Below are 15,877 nucleotides of genomic sequence, written 5' to 3' on the forward strand. Positions count from 1 at the left end.
CGTGTTCGGACGTCGCAAGAAGAGTGGTTCCGCCGAGGACGCGGCGGACGAAGCGCGCGAGGCCGAGCAGGTCGTCGACGAGCTCGATGACGCCGATGGGGCCGATAGCGGCTCGCGTCGGGTGAATCTTCCGCCGGCGCCGCGGCCGGACGGACCGTGGGACATCACCGAGGTCTCCCAGCCCGGCGAGGGCCGGGTCGACCTGGGCGGCATCTTCGTGCCCGGTGTCGAGGGCATGGAGCTGCGTGTCGAGGTGGCCGGTGACGCGATCGTCGCCGCGACCGTGGTGCTGCGCGACAGCGCCATCCAGCTGCAGGCCTTCGCCGCCCCCAAGAAGGAGGGCATCTGGGGTGAGGTCCGCGAGGAGATCGCCGGGGGCATCACCCAGCAGGGCGGGATCATCGACGAGGTCGAGGGCCCGCTGGGCTGGGAGCTCCGTGCCCAGGTCCCCGTACAGCTCCCGGACGGGACGAACGGCGTGCAGCTGGTGCGCTTCGTCGGCGTCGACGGGCCGCGCTGGTTCCTGCGCGGAGTGATCTCCGGCCAGGGCGCCGTGCAGCCGGAGGCGGCGGGGCTGCTGGAGACGGTCTTCCGGGACACCGTGGTCGTCCGTGGCGAGGGCCCGATGGCGCCGCGCGACCCGATCGTCCTCAAGCTTCCCAACGACGCCCAGATGATGCCCGAGGGCGTCCAGCAGGAGAGCCAGGAGGGCTCGAAGTTCTCCGGTGGCATGGGCCAGCTCCAGCGCGGGCCCGAGATCACCGAGGTGCGCTGAGACCAGACGCGCCGAACCGAGGTGCGCTGAGCAGGTACGGGCTGCCGCCCGGCACAGCTGAAGGCCGGTGGGCCGTATCCCCTTCCCAGGGGGTGCGGCCCACCGGCCTTTTCGCATGCCGTCCAGGGCCCGGGACGAACTCCCCGGGCGCACGGCAGGAGCGCGTAAGGGGCGCGTATGGGGCACGTATATGCGCCGTCAAGGGCCTGCCCCTGCCCGTAAGGAAGCCATCAACACAGGCCAAGACGGCCGAAACGCGAGGTTTGCTCAAGCAGTCAGTGATTCCGAACCTCATCTAGGAGCACACGATGGCCGACGTGGCCTTCGTCGTCACCACGATCGCGGTGTTCGCGTTGGTGGCTCTCATCGCCAAGGGGGTGGCCAAGCTGTGACCGCCGAAAACGTCGTCGGCCTCGTCGTGGCCGTCGCCCTGCTGGGCTATCTCATCCTCGCCCTTCTGTACCCGGAGAGGTTCTGAGCCCGAAATGAGCCCCGTCCTCGCTGGTGTGCTCCAGGTCCTCGCGCTCGTTGCGGCGCTGGGGCTGGCGTACCGACCGCTCGGCGACTACATGGCCGGCGTCTACTCCTCGAAGAAGCACCTGCGCGTCGAGAAGTGGATGTACAAGGCCATCGGTGCCGATCCGAACACGGAGATGCGCTGGCCCGCGTATCTGCGTGGTGTGCTCGCCTTCTCCGCGGTGAGTGTTCTCTTCCTGTATCTGCTGCAGCGGCTCCAGGGCAGTCTGCCCGGATCGCTCGGCTTCTCCTCGATCGACCCCGACCAGGCGTTCAACACGGCGGCGTCGTTCGTCGCGAACACCAACTGGCAGTCGTACTACGGCGAGCAGGCCATGGGCCATGTCGTACAGACCGGCGGCCTCGCGGTGCAGAACTTCGTCTCGGCCGCCGTCGGCATCGCTGTCGCGGTGGCGCTGGTACGGGGCTTCGCCCGCTCCCGCACGGGTGAGCTGGGCAATTTCTGGTCCGACCTGGTGCGCGGCACCGTACGGATCCTGCTGCCCATTGCCGTGGTCGGCGCGCTGGTGCTGGTCGCCTGCGGCGCCATCCAGAACTTCTCCGGCATTCACGAGGTCGGCCAGTTCATGGGCGGTTCGCAGCAGTGGAACGGCGGCGCCGTGGCCTCCCAGGAGGTCATCAAGGAGCTGGGCACGAACGGCGGCGGCTACTTCAACGCCAACGCGGCCCACCCGTTCGAGAACCCCAACGGGCTGTCCAACCTGTTCGAGATCTTCCTGATCCTGCTCATACCGTCGGCGCTGACGCGGACGTTCGGCCGGATGGTCGGCTCGCTCAAGCAGGGTTACGCGATCCTGGCGGCGATGGGCGTCATCTGGCTCGGCTTCACCTCCCTGATGATGTGGACCGAGTTCGCCCACCACGGGCCCGCCTTCGACGTCGCGGGCGGGGCGATGGAGGGCAAGGAGACCCGGTTCGGCATCGCCGGCTCGTCGATCTTCGCCGTGGCCACCACGCTGACCTCGACCGGTGCGGTGAACTCCTTCCACTCCTCGTACACGGGATTCGGCGGCGGGATCACGATGCTGGGCATGCAGCTCGGCGAGATCGCGCCCGGTGGTGTCGGCTCCGGCCTCTACGGCATGCTGATCATGGCGATCATCGCGGTGTTCATCGCGGGTCTGATGGTCGGCCGCACACCCGAGTACCTCGGCAAGAAGATCGGCACCCGCGAGATCAAGCTCGCGGCCTGCTACATCCTGATCACCCCGACGCTGGTGCTCTGCTTCACCGCCGCGGCGATGGCGCTGCCCACCCCGCCCCACTCGATGACCAACACCGGTGCGCACGGATTCTCCGAGGTGCTGTACGCGTACACCTCGGGCGCGAACAACAACGGTTCGGCGTTCGCCGGGCTGAACGCGGACACGCAGTGGTTCAACACGACGATCGGTCTCGCGATGCTGCTGGGCCGGTTCCTGCCGATGGTGTTCGTGCTCGCGCTGGCGGGTTCGCTCGCCGAGCAGAAGCCCGTGCCGGCGACCGTGGGAACCCTGGGCACGCACAAGCCGCTCTTCAGCGGGCTGCTGGTCGGCACCATTCTCATCATCACCGGGCTGACCTACTTCCCGGCCCTGGCGCTGGGGCCGCTGGCCGAAGGGCTGGCGTCATGACCACTCGTACGAAGCAAGAGGACTCGATGTCCACTGTCACCCCCACCCGGGCACCGCACCAGGACACGCCCACGGCTCACCAGAGCGAAGGACGTGTGGGCGGGGGCCTGTTCGACCCCAAGCAGCTGCTCAAGTCCTTCCCCGACGCGGTACGCAAGCTCGACCCCCGGGTGATGGTCAAGTCCCCGGTGATGTTCGTGGTGCTGATCGGTTCGGTGTTCACCACCGTGCTGGCGTGCCTGGATCCCGGCGACTGGTTCGGCTGGGCGATCGCGGTCTGGCTGTGGCTGACCACGATCTTCGCCAACCTGGCGGAGGCGGTCGCCGAGGGGCGCGGCAAGGCGCAGGCCGACACCCTGCGCAAGGCCAAGACCGACACCGTGGCCCGGCGGATGATCGGCAGGAACGAGGAGCGGGTGCCGGGCACCGAGCTCCGCGTCGGCGATCTGGTGGTCTGCGAGGCCGGAGACATCATCCCTGGTGACGGAGACGTCGTCGAGGGCGTGGCGAGCGTGGACGAGTCCGCGATCACGGGTGAGTCGGCGCCGGTCATCCGGGAGTCCGGCGGCGACCGCAGTGCCGTCACCGGGGGCACGAAGGTGCTCTCCGACCGCATCGTCGTCAAGATCACGACCAAGCCCGGCGAGACGTTCATCGACCGGATGATCGCCCTGGTCGAGGGTGCCGCCCGGCAGAAGACGCCCAACGAGATCGCGTTGAACATCCTGCTGGCGTCGCTCACCGTCGTCTTCCTGCTCGCCGTCGTCACCCTCCAGCCCTTCGCGGTCTACGCAGGCCAGAAGCAGTCGTTGATCGTGCTGACCGCCCTGCTGGTCTGCCTGATCCCGACGACGATCGGCGCCCTGCTCTCCGCGATCGGCATCGCCGGTATGGACCGGCTGGTGCAGCGCAACGTGCTCGCCATGTCGGGGCGGGCCGTGGAGGCCGCCGGGGACGTCTCGACCCTGCTCCTCGACAAGACCGGCACCATCACGCTCGGCAACCGGCAGGCCGCCGAGTTCGTCCCCGTCCAGGGCACGACCGAGGCCGAACTCGCGGACGCGGCCCAGCTGTCCTCACTGGCCGACGAAACGCCCGAGGGCCGCTCGATCGTTGTGCTCGCCAAGGAGAAGTACGGGCTGCGCGAACGCCACCAGGGCGAGCTGCGGCAGGCCGAGTGGGTCGCGTTCACCGCCCAGACGCGCATGTCCGGCGTGGATGCCGACGGACGCAAGGTCCGCAAGGGCGCGACCGGTTCGGTCGTCGCCTGGGTCAAGGAGCGCGGCGGCAGCGTCTCACCGGACACGCAGGTGCTCACCGACAGGATCGCCGAGGCCGGCGGCACGCCGCTGCTGGTTGCTCTGGAGGACGAGCACGGCGCCCGTGTCCTGGGCGTCATCCACCTCAAGGACGTCGTCAAGGAGGGCATGCGGGAGCGGTTCGACGAGCTGCGCCGCATGGGCATCAAGACGGTCATGATCACGGGCGACAACCCGCTGACCGCGAAGGCCATCGCCCAGGAGGCTGGGGTCGACGACTTCCTCGCCGAGGCCACCCCCGAGGACAAGATGGCCCTCATCAAGCGGGAGCAGGCGGGCGGCAAGCTGGTCGCGATGACGGGTGACGGCACCAACGACGCGCCCGCGCTGGCCCAGGCGGATGTCGGCGTGGCCATGAACACCGGAACCTCGGCCGCCAAGGAGGCCGGGAACATGGTGGACCTGGACTCCAACCCGACCAAGCTGATCGAGATCGTCGAGATCGGCAAGCAACTGCTCATCACCCGTGGCGCGCTGACGACCTTCTCGATCGCCAACGACGTCGCGAAGTACTTCGCGATCATCCCGGCGATGTTCGCGGTGGTCTATCCCGGCCTGGACAAGCTCAACATCATGCAGTTGTCCTCGCCCCAGTCCGCGATCCTGTCCGCCGTCGTCTTCAACGCGCTGATCATCGTCGCACTGGTCCCGCTCGCCCTGAAGGGCGTGCGCTACCGGCCCAGCAGCGCCGACTCGATGCTCCGGCGCAACCTCGGGATCTACGGACTCGGCGGCCTGGTCGCCCCGTTCATCGGCATCAAGATCATCGACCTGATCATCTCCCACATCCCCGGAATCGGCTGACCTGCCATGAACAACTCCGTAGCAAACACCGTCCGGTTGCTCTGGGCCGGGCTGCGCGCCCTGCTCGTCCTCACCGTCGTCTGCGGCGTGCTCTACCCGCTCGCCGTCACCGGTGTCGCCCAGGGCGTCTTCCCCGGCAAGGCCAACGGCTCAGAGATCACCGCGAACGGCAAGGTCGTCGGCTCCGAACTCATCGGCCAGCGCTACGACCTGCCGCTGAAGAAGGGGCAGCAGACCGCGGCCCCGGACCTCAGGTGGTTCCAGCCGCGCCCGTCCAACGGCCTCGGCACCAACAGCGTCAACACCCAGTACCAGTTGATCCTCTCCGGCGCGACCAACCGCTCCGGCGACAACAAGGAACTCATCGACTGGGTCACCGCCGCCAAGGCCGCCGTCGTCAAGGACAACTCCGTCCCCGGCCACCCCGTCAGCCCCGCCGACGTGCCGGCCGACGCCGTCACCTCCTCGGGCTCCGGCCTCGACCCCGCCATCTCCCCGGAGTACGCACGGCTCCAGGTGCGCCGCGTCGCCGAGCGCAACCATCTCGATGTCGCCCAGGTGGAGAAGCTCGTCGAGCAGCACACGGACGGCCGGATCCTCGGTTTCGTGGGAGAGCCGCGGGTCAACGTCCTCCAGCTCAACATCGCCCTCAAGCAGTTGGTGAACGAGGGCTGAGGGACTTTCAGCGGGCTCGGGCGAGCCTGACGGCACCTCGGTGCCGTCAGGCTCCCCGGCGTTCCGGTCCGACCCGAACGAGAGGTCCTAGGAGGCCGGCGCGCCCAGGCTGCCCGGGTAGAGGTACTTCGCGGGCGGGATGACCGTGCTGTCCACCCAGGCCCCGAAGAAGCCCTTGAGGTCCTTGCCCGAGACCTTCGCGGCCAGCGCCTCGAACTGCCGGAAGGAGGCGTTGCTGTACGCGTGGTCATGGGTCCAGGCTTTGAGCGTCGCGAAGAACGCGTCGTCACCGACCGTGCGCCGCAGGGCGTGCAGCATCATGGAACCCTTGAAGTACAGGGCGCTGTCCAGCTCCTTGCCCCGGCCCGGGTCGTAGAGCTTGGTCGACCAGAACGACGGATCGTTCTTGTTGGCCTCGACCTCGGACAGGTAGTAGCCCTTGTCGAGGTCGGCGCCCTTGTGCTCCTCCCACAGCTGCCCGGCGTACTGGGCGAAGCACTCCGCGACGCAGCCGTCCCGCCAGTCCTTGAACGACACGCTGTCGCCGAACCACTGGTGGGCGTTCTCGTGGACCACCGAGCCGTCGAAGAGTGTGGAGCCGTACATGGGGCGGCTCTGCGTCTCCAGGGCGAGGGGGCCGTTGGTGGGTTCCTTCGTGGCACCGACGACGATGGCGCCCGCCGAGGAGAAGGGGTACGGGCCGAACTTCGCGGTCAGGAAGTCCAGGATCTCCGTCTGCTCGGCCTCCGCGTCCGGGTCGATGACGGCGTCGGGGCTGTATGCCGTGATGACCGGCGTACCGGCGGCCGTCTTCCCCTGGTGGACGGTGAACTTGTCGATGGCGACCGTGCTGAGGTACGTCGCCATCGGGCTGTCCTCGGACCAGCGGAAGGTCTTCCTGCCGTTCTCGACGCTCTCCGGGCCGGGCAGGCCGTTGCCGATGACGGACCAGCCGTCGGGCACCGTCGCGGTGAGGGCGAAGGTGGCCTTGTCGGAGGGATGGTCGTTGGCGGGGTACCAGGAGGTCGCGGAGTGCGGTTCGCCGGCCACGTACGCGCCGCCGTTCTTCAGGGTGTGCCAGCCCTCGGCGTCGGGCTTGCCGGCGTACGTCACCCGGACCGTGAACGTCGAGCCCTTCACGACCGGGCGGGCCGGGGTGATGACCAGTTTGTGGGCGCCGGACCGGGAGAACGCCTTCGCCGGGGTGCCGTCCACCGAGACCGAGGCCACCGTGAAGCCCTTGAGGTCCATGCTGAAGCGGTCCAGGCCGGTCAGGGCACGGGCAGTGACGGTGGTGTCGCCGTCCAGGCGGTCGGTGCGTGCCGGGTCGTAGGCGATGCGGACGTCGTAGTGCGACACGTCGTAGCCGGAGTTGCCGTCGTCGGGGAAGTACGGGTCACCGATGCCCGGACCGCCGATGGCGGCCGAGGCGGGGACGGTGGCGAGCAGGGAGCCGCTCACAACCGCGGCCACGAGGGCGGCAGCGGTCCTGCGGCGTCGGTTCAGCAGTTTGCGCATGTCTCTTTCCTGGGACGGGGGTCAGTGCCGGGGAGCGGTGGCGGCGAGTTTCCACACCACGCCGACGAGGGCGTTCGTGCTGGTCGTCTCCGTCTTCGGGTCCACGTTGGCGAGGTCGTCGCACGCCTGGTGGATGCAGTCCGAGATGCCGGTGCTGAAACCGGACGACGGGATGCCGGCGTTTCCGAACGACTCGTGGTCCGAACCGCCGACGCCGATGTCGAACGTGGGGATGTCCCGCTCGGCGAACCATGCCTCGAACGCCTGTTGGGCCTCGGTCTCGCCGTGCTCGTCGTCGTGGACCACGAGCCACTGCTGGGTGTTCTTGCTGCCCGCCTGGTCGAAGTTGAGATATACGTCGATCCTGTCGCGCTCGGCCGCGGAGAGCTTCCCGACGTAGTCCGCCGAGCCGATCAGCCCCGGCTCCTCCGCGCCCCACCATGCGAACCGGAGGTGCCGCTGCGGCTTCAGCCCCGACTTGGCCACCTGGAGGGCGGTGGCCAGGACCGCGGCCGAGCCCGAGCCGTTGTCGTTGATTCCCGGGCCCTCCGCGACGCTGTCGAGATGCGCGCCGGTCAGCAGCACATGGTCCTGGTCGCCGCCCGGCCAGTCGGCGATCAGGTTGTTGCCGGTGGCGCCCTTGTACATGAAGGGGACCAGCTTCGTGCGGAATCCCGCCCGGTCCAGGGCGCTCTTCACATACGCCACCGAGTCCGCGTACCCCTTCGTGCCGTGCGCGCGGTTGCCGCCGTTGCGGTCGGCGATGTCCTGCAGTGCGCGCAGATGGGGCATCACCTGCTGTTCGGAGACGGTGGGTGCCGGTGCTTCTCCGGCGGCGGTGGCGGCCGGTGCCGCAGAGAGGGTCAGGGATATCCCGAGGGCTCCGGCGGCCAGCCCGGGAAGACTCTTCCGTAATGTCATAAGCACCCTTTCAAGGACGGGGCACTCGCCCCGGTGGACCTTGGTCAGGCTGGTTGGCCGGTGTCAGGAAGTTGTCAGGAAGCGGTATTCCTTCGATGGGGGAGCCGCCGGGGCGGCCGGCCCCCGGTTCCGACGGGCCGTCAAGTCCGTACCCCACGTCCGCATCCGGTTCCGGGAGAGCCCCTGCGGCGGCCCGGCACCACACCGGGGCCGTCCGGACTCCCGATCAGCACCCGCCGGCCATTGCCCAGCCCCCGGTCGCATGCACATACTGGCGGCCGACGGGACCGAGCACGCACGGGGGAGAGACATGTACGGGGGAGAGGCATGACCGACAACACGGGCCGGACGAGCACCGGCGGGCAGGGCGGCGCCGCAGTCGTCGAGGACCCGGCCCGCGGACCCATGGTCCGGGTCGAGGACCTGCACCGCTCGTACGGTTCCGGCGCCGGGGCCGTGCACGCGCTGCGCGGGGTGTCGTTCGAGGTGCCGCGCGGCGAGCTGGTCGCGCTCAAGGGCCGCTCGGGCTCCGGCAAGACCACACTCCTCAACCTGGTCGGCGGCCTCGACAGCCCCGACGGCGGCCGGATCACCGTCGACGGTACGGACCTCGCCGACCTCGGCGAGAACGAGCTCCTGGAGCTGCGCCGGGACCGGATCGGCTTCATCTTCCAGTCGTTCGGTCTGATCCCGATCCTGACCGCCGCGGAGAACGTCGGGGTACCCATGCGGCTGCGCAAGGCGGACTCGCGCGAGCGCGAGGACCGGGTGGCGCTGCTGCTCTCCATGGTCGGCCTCGCCGACCACGCCGCTCAGCGCCCCGGAGAGCTCTCCGGCGGCCAGCAGCAGCGCGTTGCGATCGCCCGCGCGCTGGCCAACCGTCCCGCGCTGCTGATCGCGGACGAGCCGACGGGGCAGCTCGACGCGGAGACCGGGCTCGCGGTGATGGAGCTGCTGCGGGCGGTGGTGCGGAGCGAGGGCGTCACCGCACTGGTCGCGACGCACGACGCGCAGCTGCTGGGGCTCGCGGACCGGGTGCTGGAACTGAGCGACGGGCACATCGTCGAGCACGAGTAGCGGGCGGGGCGGCATGGGAGCGGGGGAGGAGGCCGGGCTCGCCCGGATGGGCGCGAAATCGCCGGACCGGCCCACCGGGCCCCGGCCCGGGCGGCGGAATCCCGCAGGGGCGGTCCGCCGGGCGTCGTCATGCCGCGAGACCGGCCTGCCGATCGCGCGCCCGGGCGTCAGAATCCTGTCAATTCGGTCCCCCACCCCACCCCACGTCCTCTATGTCGGGAATCCTCGGGGTAGCTTCGAACCGGCTGCCGCATCGGCCGCAGCCGGTTCAGAGAAGACAATGGGGCCATGGCACGCGGCAAGCTTCGGATCTACCTGGGTGCAGCACCCGGCGTCGGCAAGACGTACGCGATGCTCTCCGAGGCCCACCGGCGCGTGGAGCGGGGCACCGACTGCGTCGTCGCCTTCGTGGAGCACCACGACCGCCCGCGCACCGAGGTCATGCTGCACGGCCTGGAGCAGATCCGGCGGCGCGAGATCGAGTACCGCTCGACCGTCTTCACCGAGATGGACGTCGACGCGGTACTGGAGCGCGCCCCGGCCGTCGCCCTGGTGGACGAATTGGCGCACACCAATGTGCCGGGCTCCCGCAACGCCAAACGCTGGCAGGACGTCGAAGAGCTCCTCCAGGCCGGCATAGACGTGATCTCCACCGTCAACATCCAGCACCTGGAGTCGCTCGGCGACGTCGTCGAGGCGATAACCGGCGTACGCCAGCGCGAGACGGTCCCCGACGAGGTCGTCCGCAGGGCCGACCAGCTCGAACTCGTCGACATGTCGCCCCAGGCCCTGCGCCGCCGGATGGCCCACGGCAACATCTACAAGCCGGACCGGATCGACGCGTCGCTGTCCAACTACTTCCGCCCGGGAAACCTGACCGCCCTGCGCGAACTGGCCCTTCTCTGGGTCGCCGACCGGGTCGACGAATACCTTCAGCAGTACCGCGGCGAGCACAACATCCGCACCACCTGGCAGGCCCGCGAACGCATCGTCGTCGGACTCACCGGCGGCCCCGAGGGCCGAACGCTCATCCGCCGCGCGTCCCGCATGGCGGCCAAGGGCTCCGGCAGCGAGATCCTCGCCGTCTACATCGCCCGCAGCGACGGACTGACCGCCGCCTCGCCCAAGGAACTCGCCGTCCAGCGCACCCTCGTGGAGGACCTCGGCGGCACGTTCCACCACGTCATCGGCGACGACATACCGTCGGCGCTCCTCGAATTCGCCCGTGGGGTGAACGCCACGCAGATCGTCCTCGGCTCCAGCCGCCGCAAGGCCTGGCAGTACATCTACGGACCGGGCGTGGGCGCCACGGTCGCCCGTGAGTCCGGCCCCGACCTCGACGTCCACATCGTCACCCACGAGGAGGTCGCCAAGGGCCGCGGGCTGCCCATCGCCCGCGGCGCCCGGCTGGGCAGGGTCCGGATCATCTGGGGCTGGCTGGTCGGCGTCGGCGGCCCGGCCCTTCTCACGCTGCTCCTGATCGGCGTGGACAGCGGCCCCGGGCTCGCCAACGACGTCCTGCTCTTCCTCTTCATGACCGTAGCGGCGGCCCTGATCGGCGGGCTGCTGCCCGCCCTCGCCTCGGCCGCCGCCGGCTCGCTGCTGCTGAACTACTGGTTCACCCCGCCCACGCATACGCTGACCGTCCAGGACCCGGAGAACTTCGTCGCCATCCTGATCTTCTTCGCGGTGGCCGTCTCGGTCGCCTCGGTCGTCGATCTGGCGGCCCGCCGCACGCACCAGGCGGCCCGGCTGCGGGCCGAGTCGGAGATCCTCTCCTTCCTGGCGGGCAGTGTGCTGCGCGGCGAGACCACCCTGGACGCGCTCCTGGACCGGGTCCGCGAGACCTTCGGCATGGAGTCCGTCGCCCTGCTGGAGCGGCAGAGCGACGTCGATCCGTGGACCTGCGCCGGGAGCGTCGGGCCGGCCCCGGTGGCCCGGCCGGAGGACGCCGACGTGGACATGCCGGTCGGCGACCACATGGCGCTGGCGCTCTCCGGCCGGGTGCTGCCCGCGGAGGACCGCCGGGTGCTCGGCGCGTTCGCCGCCCAGGCCGCCGTCGTACTGGACCGGCAGCGCCTGGTCGGCCAGGCGGAGGAGGCCCGGCGGCTCGCCGAGGGGAACCGGATCAGGACGGCGCTGCTCGCCGCGGTCAGCCACGATCTGCGTACCCCGCTCGCCGCCATCAAGGCCGCCGTCAGCTCCCTGCGCTCCGACGACGTCGCCTGGTCCGACGAGGACGAGGCCGAACTCCTGGAGGGCATCGAGAACGGCGCAGACCGCCTCGACCACCTCGTGGGCAACCTCCTGGACATGTCCAGGCTGCAGACCGGTACCGTCACGCCGCTGATCCGCGAGATAGACCTCGACGAGGTGGTCCCGATGGCGCTCGGAGGCGTCCCCGAGGGCAGCGTGGACCTGGACATCCCCGAGACGCTGCCGATGGTCGACGTCGACCCCGGGCTGCTGGAGCGGGCCGTCGCCAACATCGTCGAGAACGCGGTCAAGTACAGCCCCTACGGCGAACGCGTCATCGTCTCCGCCAGTGCGCTCGGCTCACGCGTCGAACTGCGGGTGGCCGATCGTGGTCCCGGCGTCCCCGAAGACGCCAAGGAGCGCATCTTCGAGCCCTTCCAGCGCTACGGCGACGCTCCGCGCGGCGCGGGCGTCGGACTGGGCCTCGCCGTCGCCCGCGGCTTCGTGGAGTCCATGGGCGGCACCCTGGACGCCGAGGACACCCCCGGCGGCGGCCTCACCATGGTGCTGACGCTCAGGGCGGCATCGGGATACGTTCCGGTCAGCCCCGACCTGCCCGCGCGGGTCACCTCATGACCTCGCAGGTCACCTCATGATCTCCGCAACGTTCCGGGAGATCGCCGTACAGCAGAAAGGCAGGGCCCCCATGACCCGGGTGCTTGTGGTCGACGACGAGCCGCAGATCGTACGCGCCCTCGTGATCAACCTGAAGGCACGCAAGTACGAGGTGGACGCCGCGCCCGACGGCGCGACCGCCCTTCAGCTCGCCGCCGCCCGCCACCCCGACGTGGTCGTCCTCGACCTCGGACTGCCCGACATGGACGGCGTCGAGGTGATCAAGGGGCTGCGCGGCTGGACCCGGGTGCCGATCCTGGTGCTCTCCGCCCGCCACACCTCCGACGAGAAGGTCGAGGCCCTGGACGCCGGCGCCGACGACTACGTCACCAAGCCGTTCGGCATGGACGAACTGCTGGCCCGGCTGCGCGCCTCCGTCCGCCGCGCCGAACCCGTCGGCCAGCACGGCTCCGACGACATCGTGACCGTCGAGACCGAGGGGTTCACCGTCGACCTGGCGGCCAAGAAGGTCCACCGCGAGGGCCGCGACGTACGGCTCACCCCCACCGAGTGGCACCTGCTGGAGGTCCTGGTCCGCAACAGCGGCCGCCTCGTCAGCCAGAAGCAGCTGCTCCAGGAGGTCTGGGGGCCCTCGTACGGCACCGAGACCAACTACCTGCGGGTCTACATGGCACAGCTGAGGCGCAAGCTGGAGGCAGACCCGTCGCACCCGCGGCACTTCGTCACCGAGCCGGGGATGGGCTACCGCTTCGAGCGCGGCTGAACGGGCCGCGCCCGGTAGCGCTCACCAGCGGCAGCACCCACGGCCGGCAGCGTTCATGTCCTTGCGCCGCCGGGCGGCCCCGTGACGTATTCCCCGCCTCGCGGGGCGGCCCTGCTCCGTAACCCCGGTGAGCAACCCGGTCGAGTGAGACCCGGGGCGCCCGCTCGGGGCACAGGAGACCGGTACCCTTCGGTTATGAGTGCTGTTCCTCGATCCGAGAAGCCCGGCAAGGCGGCGAAGCCGTCCGGCCGCTTCCGGCGGATGCTCGACCGGCTGTCCAGTTCCCAGGAGGACCTGGAGTCCGAGGAGCTGCAGGAGGACGCGCAGGCGTCGGGGTGCACGCGGATCTCCGAGTGCACCGACCGGCAGATCGTGAAGGTGACTGGTACGTTGCGGACCGTCACCCTGCGACCGCGTGCCGGAGTGCCCGCCCTGGAGGCGGAGCTCTTCGACGGCACCGCGCCGCTGGACGTGGTCTGGCTGGGCCGGCGTTCCATCGTGGGCATAGAACCGGGGCGCAAGCTGATCGCCTCGGGCCGGATCGCCATGAGCCATGGACGCCGGGTGCTGTTCAACCCCAAATACGAACTCCGACCGTTCGGCAAGGAGTAGCCGGTGACGTCTCTGGACAAGCCGACGTCCGACACGGACCGCACCAACCACACCGACCAGCAGGAGGCTGACGCGAAGGCGGTCACCGAGGCAGTACTCTTCGAGGCATTCGGCGGTGTCCGGGGGATGCTGGAGACAGTTCTTCCCGGAGTGCTCTTCGCCACGATCTTCACCATCAACAAGGACCTGCACCTCTCGGCCATCGCGGCCCTGGTGGTTTCCCTGGTCCTCGCCGCGGTACGGCTGATCCGCAGGGACACCGTCAAGCACGCCTTCAGCGGTGTCTTCGGCGTGGCCTTCGGTGTGGTCTTCGCGATGATGACCGGCAATGCCAAGGACTTCTATCTGCCGGGCATGCTCTACACGCTCGGCCTGGCGCTCGCCTACCTGATCACCACCCTCGCGGGGGTGCCACTGATCGGTCTGATCCTGGGCCCGCTGTTCAAGGAGAACCTCTCCTGGCGCACCAGGAACCCCGGCCGCAAGAAGGCGTACGCCAAGGCCAGTTACGCCTGGGGCCTGATCCTGCTCACCAAGTGCGCGATCCTCTTCCCGCTGTACTGGTGGGCCGACACCACGCAGCTCGGCTGGATCCTGGTCGCGCTGAAGATTCCCCCGTTCCTGCTCGCGGTCTATCTGACCTGGGTCTTCCTTGCCAAGGCGCCGCCGCCCATCGATGTCTTCGCCGAGATGGAGGCGCAGGAGCAGGCCGAGAAGGCCCGCAAGGCGGAAGCGGCCGCCGCCGCGGCGAGCCAGCAGGAATACTGAACCGCCCTGGACAGACGGAAGGGCCCGGAACCGTGACAAAGTGACACAGTTCCGGGCTCTTCCGTCTGTCCAGGGCCATTCCGGTCAGTCGCCGGAGTCTCAGAGCCTGTCGGGTGACCTCTGATCGGGATCGAAGGTCACCCGACAGGCTCTCAGTCGTCCGAGTCGCCCCGGCGCACCGACAGCAGGTCCTCCAGCTGCTCCTCGCGCGCCTGCGCGGCCACGAAGAGCAGCTCGTCACCGGCCTCCAGCGTCTCGTCGGTGCTCGGAGTCAGCACGCGCTGCCCGCGGATGATGGTGACCAGCGAGGTGTCGTCGGGCCAGGCCACTTCGCCCACCTGGGTGCCGGCCAGCGCCGACTCCGGGGGCAGTGTCAGCTCGACCAGGTTGGCGTCGCCGTGGCTGAAGCGCAGCAGCCGGACCAGATCGCCGACGCTCACCGCCTCCTCGACCAGGGCCGACATCAGACGGGGCGTGGAAACCGCCACATCGACTCCCCATGCCTCGTTGAACAGCCACTCGTTCTTGGGGTTGTTGACCCGGGCGACGACCCTCGGTACGCCGTATTCGGTCTTCGCGAGCAGGGAGACGACCAGATTCACCTTGTCGTCGCCGGTCGCGGCGATCACGACGCTGCAGCGTTGCAGCGCCGCCTCGTCGAGCGAGGTGATCTCGCAGGCGTCCGCCAGCAGCCACTCGGCCATCGGCACCCGTTCCACGGAAATGGCCGTCGGCGCCTTGTCGACGAGCAGCACCTCGTGCCCGTTCTCCAGCAGTTCGCCCGCGATGGAACGGCCCACCGCGCCGGCCCCGGCAATCGCGACACGCATCAGTGACCGCCCTCCTCAGGACCCTCGGCGAAGGCCGCCTCGACCTTCGCGATCTCGTCCGTACGCATCATCACGTGGACCAGGTCGCCCTCCTGCAGAACCGTCTGCGAGGTGGGCAGTATGGCTTCGCCCAACCGGGTGAGGAACGCCACGCGGACGCCTGTCTCCTCCTGCAGCGTGCTGATCTTGTGGCCGATCCAGGACGGGGTGGTGTGCACCTCCGCGAGCTGCACGCCGCCGCTCGGGTCCCGCCACAGCGGCTCGGCGCCCGAGGGCAGCAGTCGCCGCAGCATCTGATCGGCGGTCCAGCGCACCGTGGCGACCGTGGGGATGCCGAGGCGCTGGTAGACCTCGGCGCGCCGGGGGTCGTAGATCCGCGCCGCGACATTCTCGATGCCGAACATCTCGCGGGCGACCCGGGCGGCGATGATGTTCGAGTTGTCGCCGCTGCTCACCGCGGCGAACGCACCGGCCTCCTCGATCCCCGCCTCACGAAGGGTGTCCTGGTCGAAGCCGACACCGGTGACGCGCCGCCCGCCGAAGCCGGACCCGAGACGCCGGAACGCGGTCGGGTCCTGATCGACGACGGCGACCGTGTGCCCCTGCTGCTCCAGGGTCTGCGCGAGAGCGGCTCCTACTCGCCCGCAGCCCATGATGACGATGTGCACCTTGCGCCTACCTCGCTGTCCTGATCGTCCGGCTGACCTGCGAAAACACCCTGCTCACACTTCTTCCTCAGCTTGCCGGGCAAACAACGGGGCAACGGTTTGCCCCGTCGCCCAGGATGAGCTTATGCGGCCGGGAGTGCGAGGCCTCATCCGAGTGCGCCCTCG

At 69.5% G+C, this 15,877-nt stretch carries 14 protein-coding genes; 10 read left to right on the plus strand and 4 right to left on the minus strand.

Features of this window, described 5'->3' with window-relative positions; all coding sequences use genetic code 11:
- The first annotated feature begins 1 nt into the window (after position 1).
- From ACF08M_RS20185 to ACF08M_RS20205, 5 genes are all read left to right on the plus strand, one after another.
- Entirely contained in the window at positions 2–775 is a 774-nt protein-coding gene (locus tag ACF08M_RS20185) for a DUF3710 domain-containing protein (protein ID WP_392186619.1), read from the plus strand.
- Positions 776–1,163: 388 nt separating this feature from the next.
- Positions 1,164–1,253 carry a K(+)-transporting ATPase subunit F gene (kdpF, locus tag ACF08M_RS20190; protein ID WP_351084850.1) on the plus strand — a complete coding sequence of 30 codons (90 nt, stop codon included), beginning with the start codon at positions 1,164–1,166 and terminating at the stop codon, positions 1,251–1,253.
- A 7-nt stretch (positions 1,254–1,260) separates the two neighbouring features.
- Entirely contained in the window at positions 1,261–2,925 is a 1,665-nt protein-coding gene (gene kdpA / locus ACF08M_RS20195; RefSeq protein WP_392186620.1) for a potassium-transporting ATPase subunit KdpA, read from the plus strand.
- Positions 2,922–5,048, plus strand: coding sequence for a potassium-transporting ATPase subunit KdpB (gene kdpB, locus ACF08M_RS20200; protein WP_392186621.1), 2,127 nt, complete (start codon positions 2,922–2,924; stop codon positions 5,046–5,048). Before kdpA ends, kdpB begins: the two co-directional genes overlap by 4 nt.
- A gap of 6 nt (positions 5,049–5,054) precedes the next feature.
- Positions 5,055–5,723 carry a potassium-transporting ATPase subunit C gene (locus tag ACF08M_RS20205; RefSeq protein WP_392186622.1) on the plus strand — a complete coding sequence of 223 codons (669 nt, stop codon included), beginning with the start codon at positions 5,055–5,057 and terminating at the stop codon, positions 5,721–5,723.
- A gap of 87 nt (positions 5,724–5,810) precedes the next feature.
- On the opposite strand, the gene ACF08M_RS20210 is transcribed toward ACF08M_RS20205, so the two are convergent.
- Both ACF08M_RS20210 and ACF08M_RS20215 read right to left on the minus strand, forming a co-directional pair.
- Positions 5,811–7,241 carry a M1 family metallopeptidase gene (locus ACF08M_RS20210; protein WP_392186623.1) on the minus strand — a complete coding sequence of 477 codons (1,431 nt, stop codon included), beginning with the start codon at positions 7,239–7,241 and terminating at the stop codon, positions 5,811–5,813.
- A gap of 21 nt (positions 7,242–7,262) precedes the next feature.
- Positions 7,263–8,162 carry a M20/M25/M40 family metallo-hydrolase gene (locus ACF08M_RS20215; protein ID WP_392186624.1) on the minus strand — a complete coding sequence of 300 codons (900 nt, stop codon included), beginning with the start codon at positions 8,160–8,162 and terminating at the stop codon, positions 7,263–7,265.
- Between the two features lie 327 nt (positions 8,163–8,489).
- On the opposite strand from ACF08M_RS20215, the gene ACF08M_RS20220 reads away from it, so the two are divergent.
- The 5 genes from ACF08M_RS20220 (at position 8,490) to ACF08M_RS20240 (ending at position 14,214) form a co-directional block, all read left to right on the plus strand.
- On the plus strand, positions 8,490–9,239 hold the full coding sequence (locus ACF08M_RS20220; protein WP_392186625.1) for an ABC transporter ATP-binding protein: 750 nt from the start codon (positions 8,490–8,492) through the stop codon (positions 9,237–9,239).
- 288 nt (positions 9,240–9,527) lie between these two features.
- A complete protein-coding gene (locus ACF08M_RS20225; RefSeq protein ID WP_392186626.1) occupies positions 9,528–12,071 on the plus strand; it encodes an ATP-binding protein in 2,544 nt (847 codons plus the stop codon).
- Between the two features lie 70 nt (positions 12,072–12,141).
- Positions 12,142–12,834, plus strand: coding sequence for a response regulator (locus tag ACF08M_RS20230; protein ID WP_389803690.1), 693 nt, complete (start codon positions 12,142–12,144; stop codon positions 12,832–12,834).
- 195 nt (positions 12,835–13,029) lie between these two features.
- On the plus strand, positions 13,030–13,446 hold the full coding sequence (locus ACF08M_RS20235; protein ID WP_392186627.1) for an OB-fold nucleic acid binding domain-containing protein: 417 nt from the start codon (positions 13,030–13,032) through the stop codon (positions 13,444–13,446).
- Positions 13,447–13,449: 3 nt separating this feature from the next.
- Positions 13,450–14,214, plus strand: a complete 765-nt coding sequence (locus tag ACF08M_RS20240; protein ID WP_392186628.1) for a DUF3159 domain-containing protein — start codon at positions 13,450–13,452, stop codon at positions 14,212–14,214.
- Positions 14,215–14,366: 152 nt separating this feature from the next.
- Here the strand turns inward: ACF08M_RS20240 and ACF08M_RS20245 are convergent, their stop codons facing one another.
- Both ACF08M_RS20245 and ACF08M_RS20250 read right to left on the minus strand, forming a co-directional pair.
- On the minus strand, positions 14,367–15,044 hold the full coding sequence (locus ACF08M_RS20245) for a potassium channel family protein (protein WP_392186629.1): 678 nt from the start codon (positions 15,042–15,044) through the stop codon (positions 14,367–14,369).
- Positions 15,044–15,712: a TrkA family potassium uptake protein gene (locus ACF08M_RS20250; RefSeq protein ID WP_124721011.1), complete on the minus strand. Its 669-nt coding sequence runs from the start codon at positions 15,710–15,712 to the stop codon at positions 15,044–15,046. Before ACF08M_RS20250 ends, ACF08M_RS20245 begins: the two co-directional genes overlap by 1 nt.
- Between the last annotated feature and the right edge of the window lie 165 nt (positions 15,713–15,877).

This window comes from Streptomyces sp. NPDC015032, assembly GCF_043080425.1.
GTDB lineage: Bacteria > Actinomycetota > Actinomycetes > Streptomycetales > Streptomycetaceae > Streptomyces.

Excerpts from the sequence above, each read along its gene's own strand:
- ACF08M_RS20220 (WP_392186625.1), top strand. The coding sequence starts at position 8,490 with ATGACCGACAACACGGGCCGGACGAGCACCGGCGGGCAGGGCGGCGCC.
- ACF08M_RS20210 (WP_392186623.1), bottom strand. The coding sequence starts at position 7,241 with ATGCGCAAACTGCTGAACCGACGCCGCAGGACCGCTGCCGCCCTCGTG.
- kdpA (WP_392186620.1), top strand. The coding sequence starts at position 1,261 with ATGAGCCCCGTCCTCGCTGGTGTGCTCCAGGTCCTCGCGCTCGTTGCG.
- ACF08M_RS20230 (WP_389803690.1), top strand. The coding sequence starts at position 12,142 with ATGACCCGGGTGCTTGTGGTCGACGACGAGCCGCAGATCGTACGCGCC.
- ACF08M_RS20235 (WP_392186627.1), top strand. The coding sequence starts at position 13,030 with ATGAGTGCTGTTCCTCGATCCGAGAAGCCCGGCAAGGCGGCGAAGCCG.
- ACF08M_RS20205 (WP_392186622.1), top strand. The coding sequence starts at position 5,055 with ATGAACAACTCCGTAGCAAACACCGTCCGGTTGCTCTGGGCCGGGCTG.
- ACF08M_RS20225 (WP_392186626.1), top strand. The coding sequence starts at position 9,528 with ATGGCACGCGGCAAGCTTCGGATCTACCTGGGTGCAGCACCCGGCGTC.
- kdpB (WP_392186621.1), top strand. The coding sequence starts at position 2,922 with ATGACCACTCGTACGAAGCAAGAGGACTCGATGTCCACTGTCACCCCC.
- ACF08M_RS20215 (WP_392186624.1), bottom strand. The coding sequence starts at position 8,162 with ATGACATTACGGAAGAGTCTTCCCGGGCTGGCCGCCGGAGCCCTCGGG.
- ACF08M_RS20245 (WP_392186629.1), bottom strand. The coding sequence starts at position 15,044 with ATGCGTGTCGCGATTGCCGGGGCCGGCGCGGTGGGCCGTTCCATCGCG.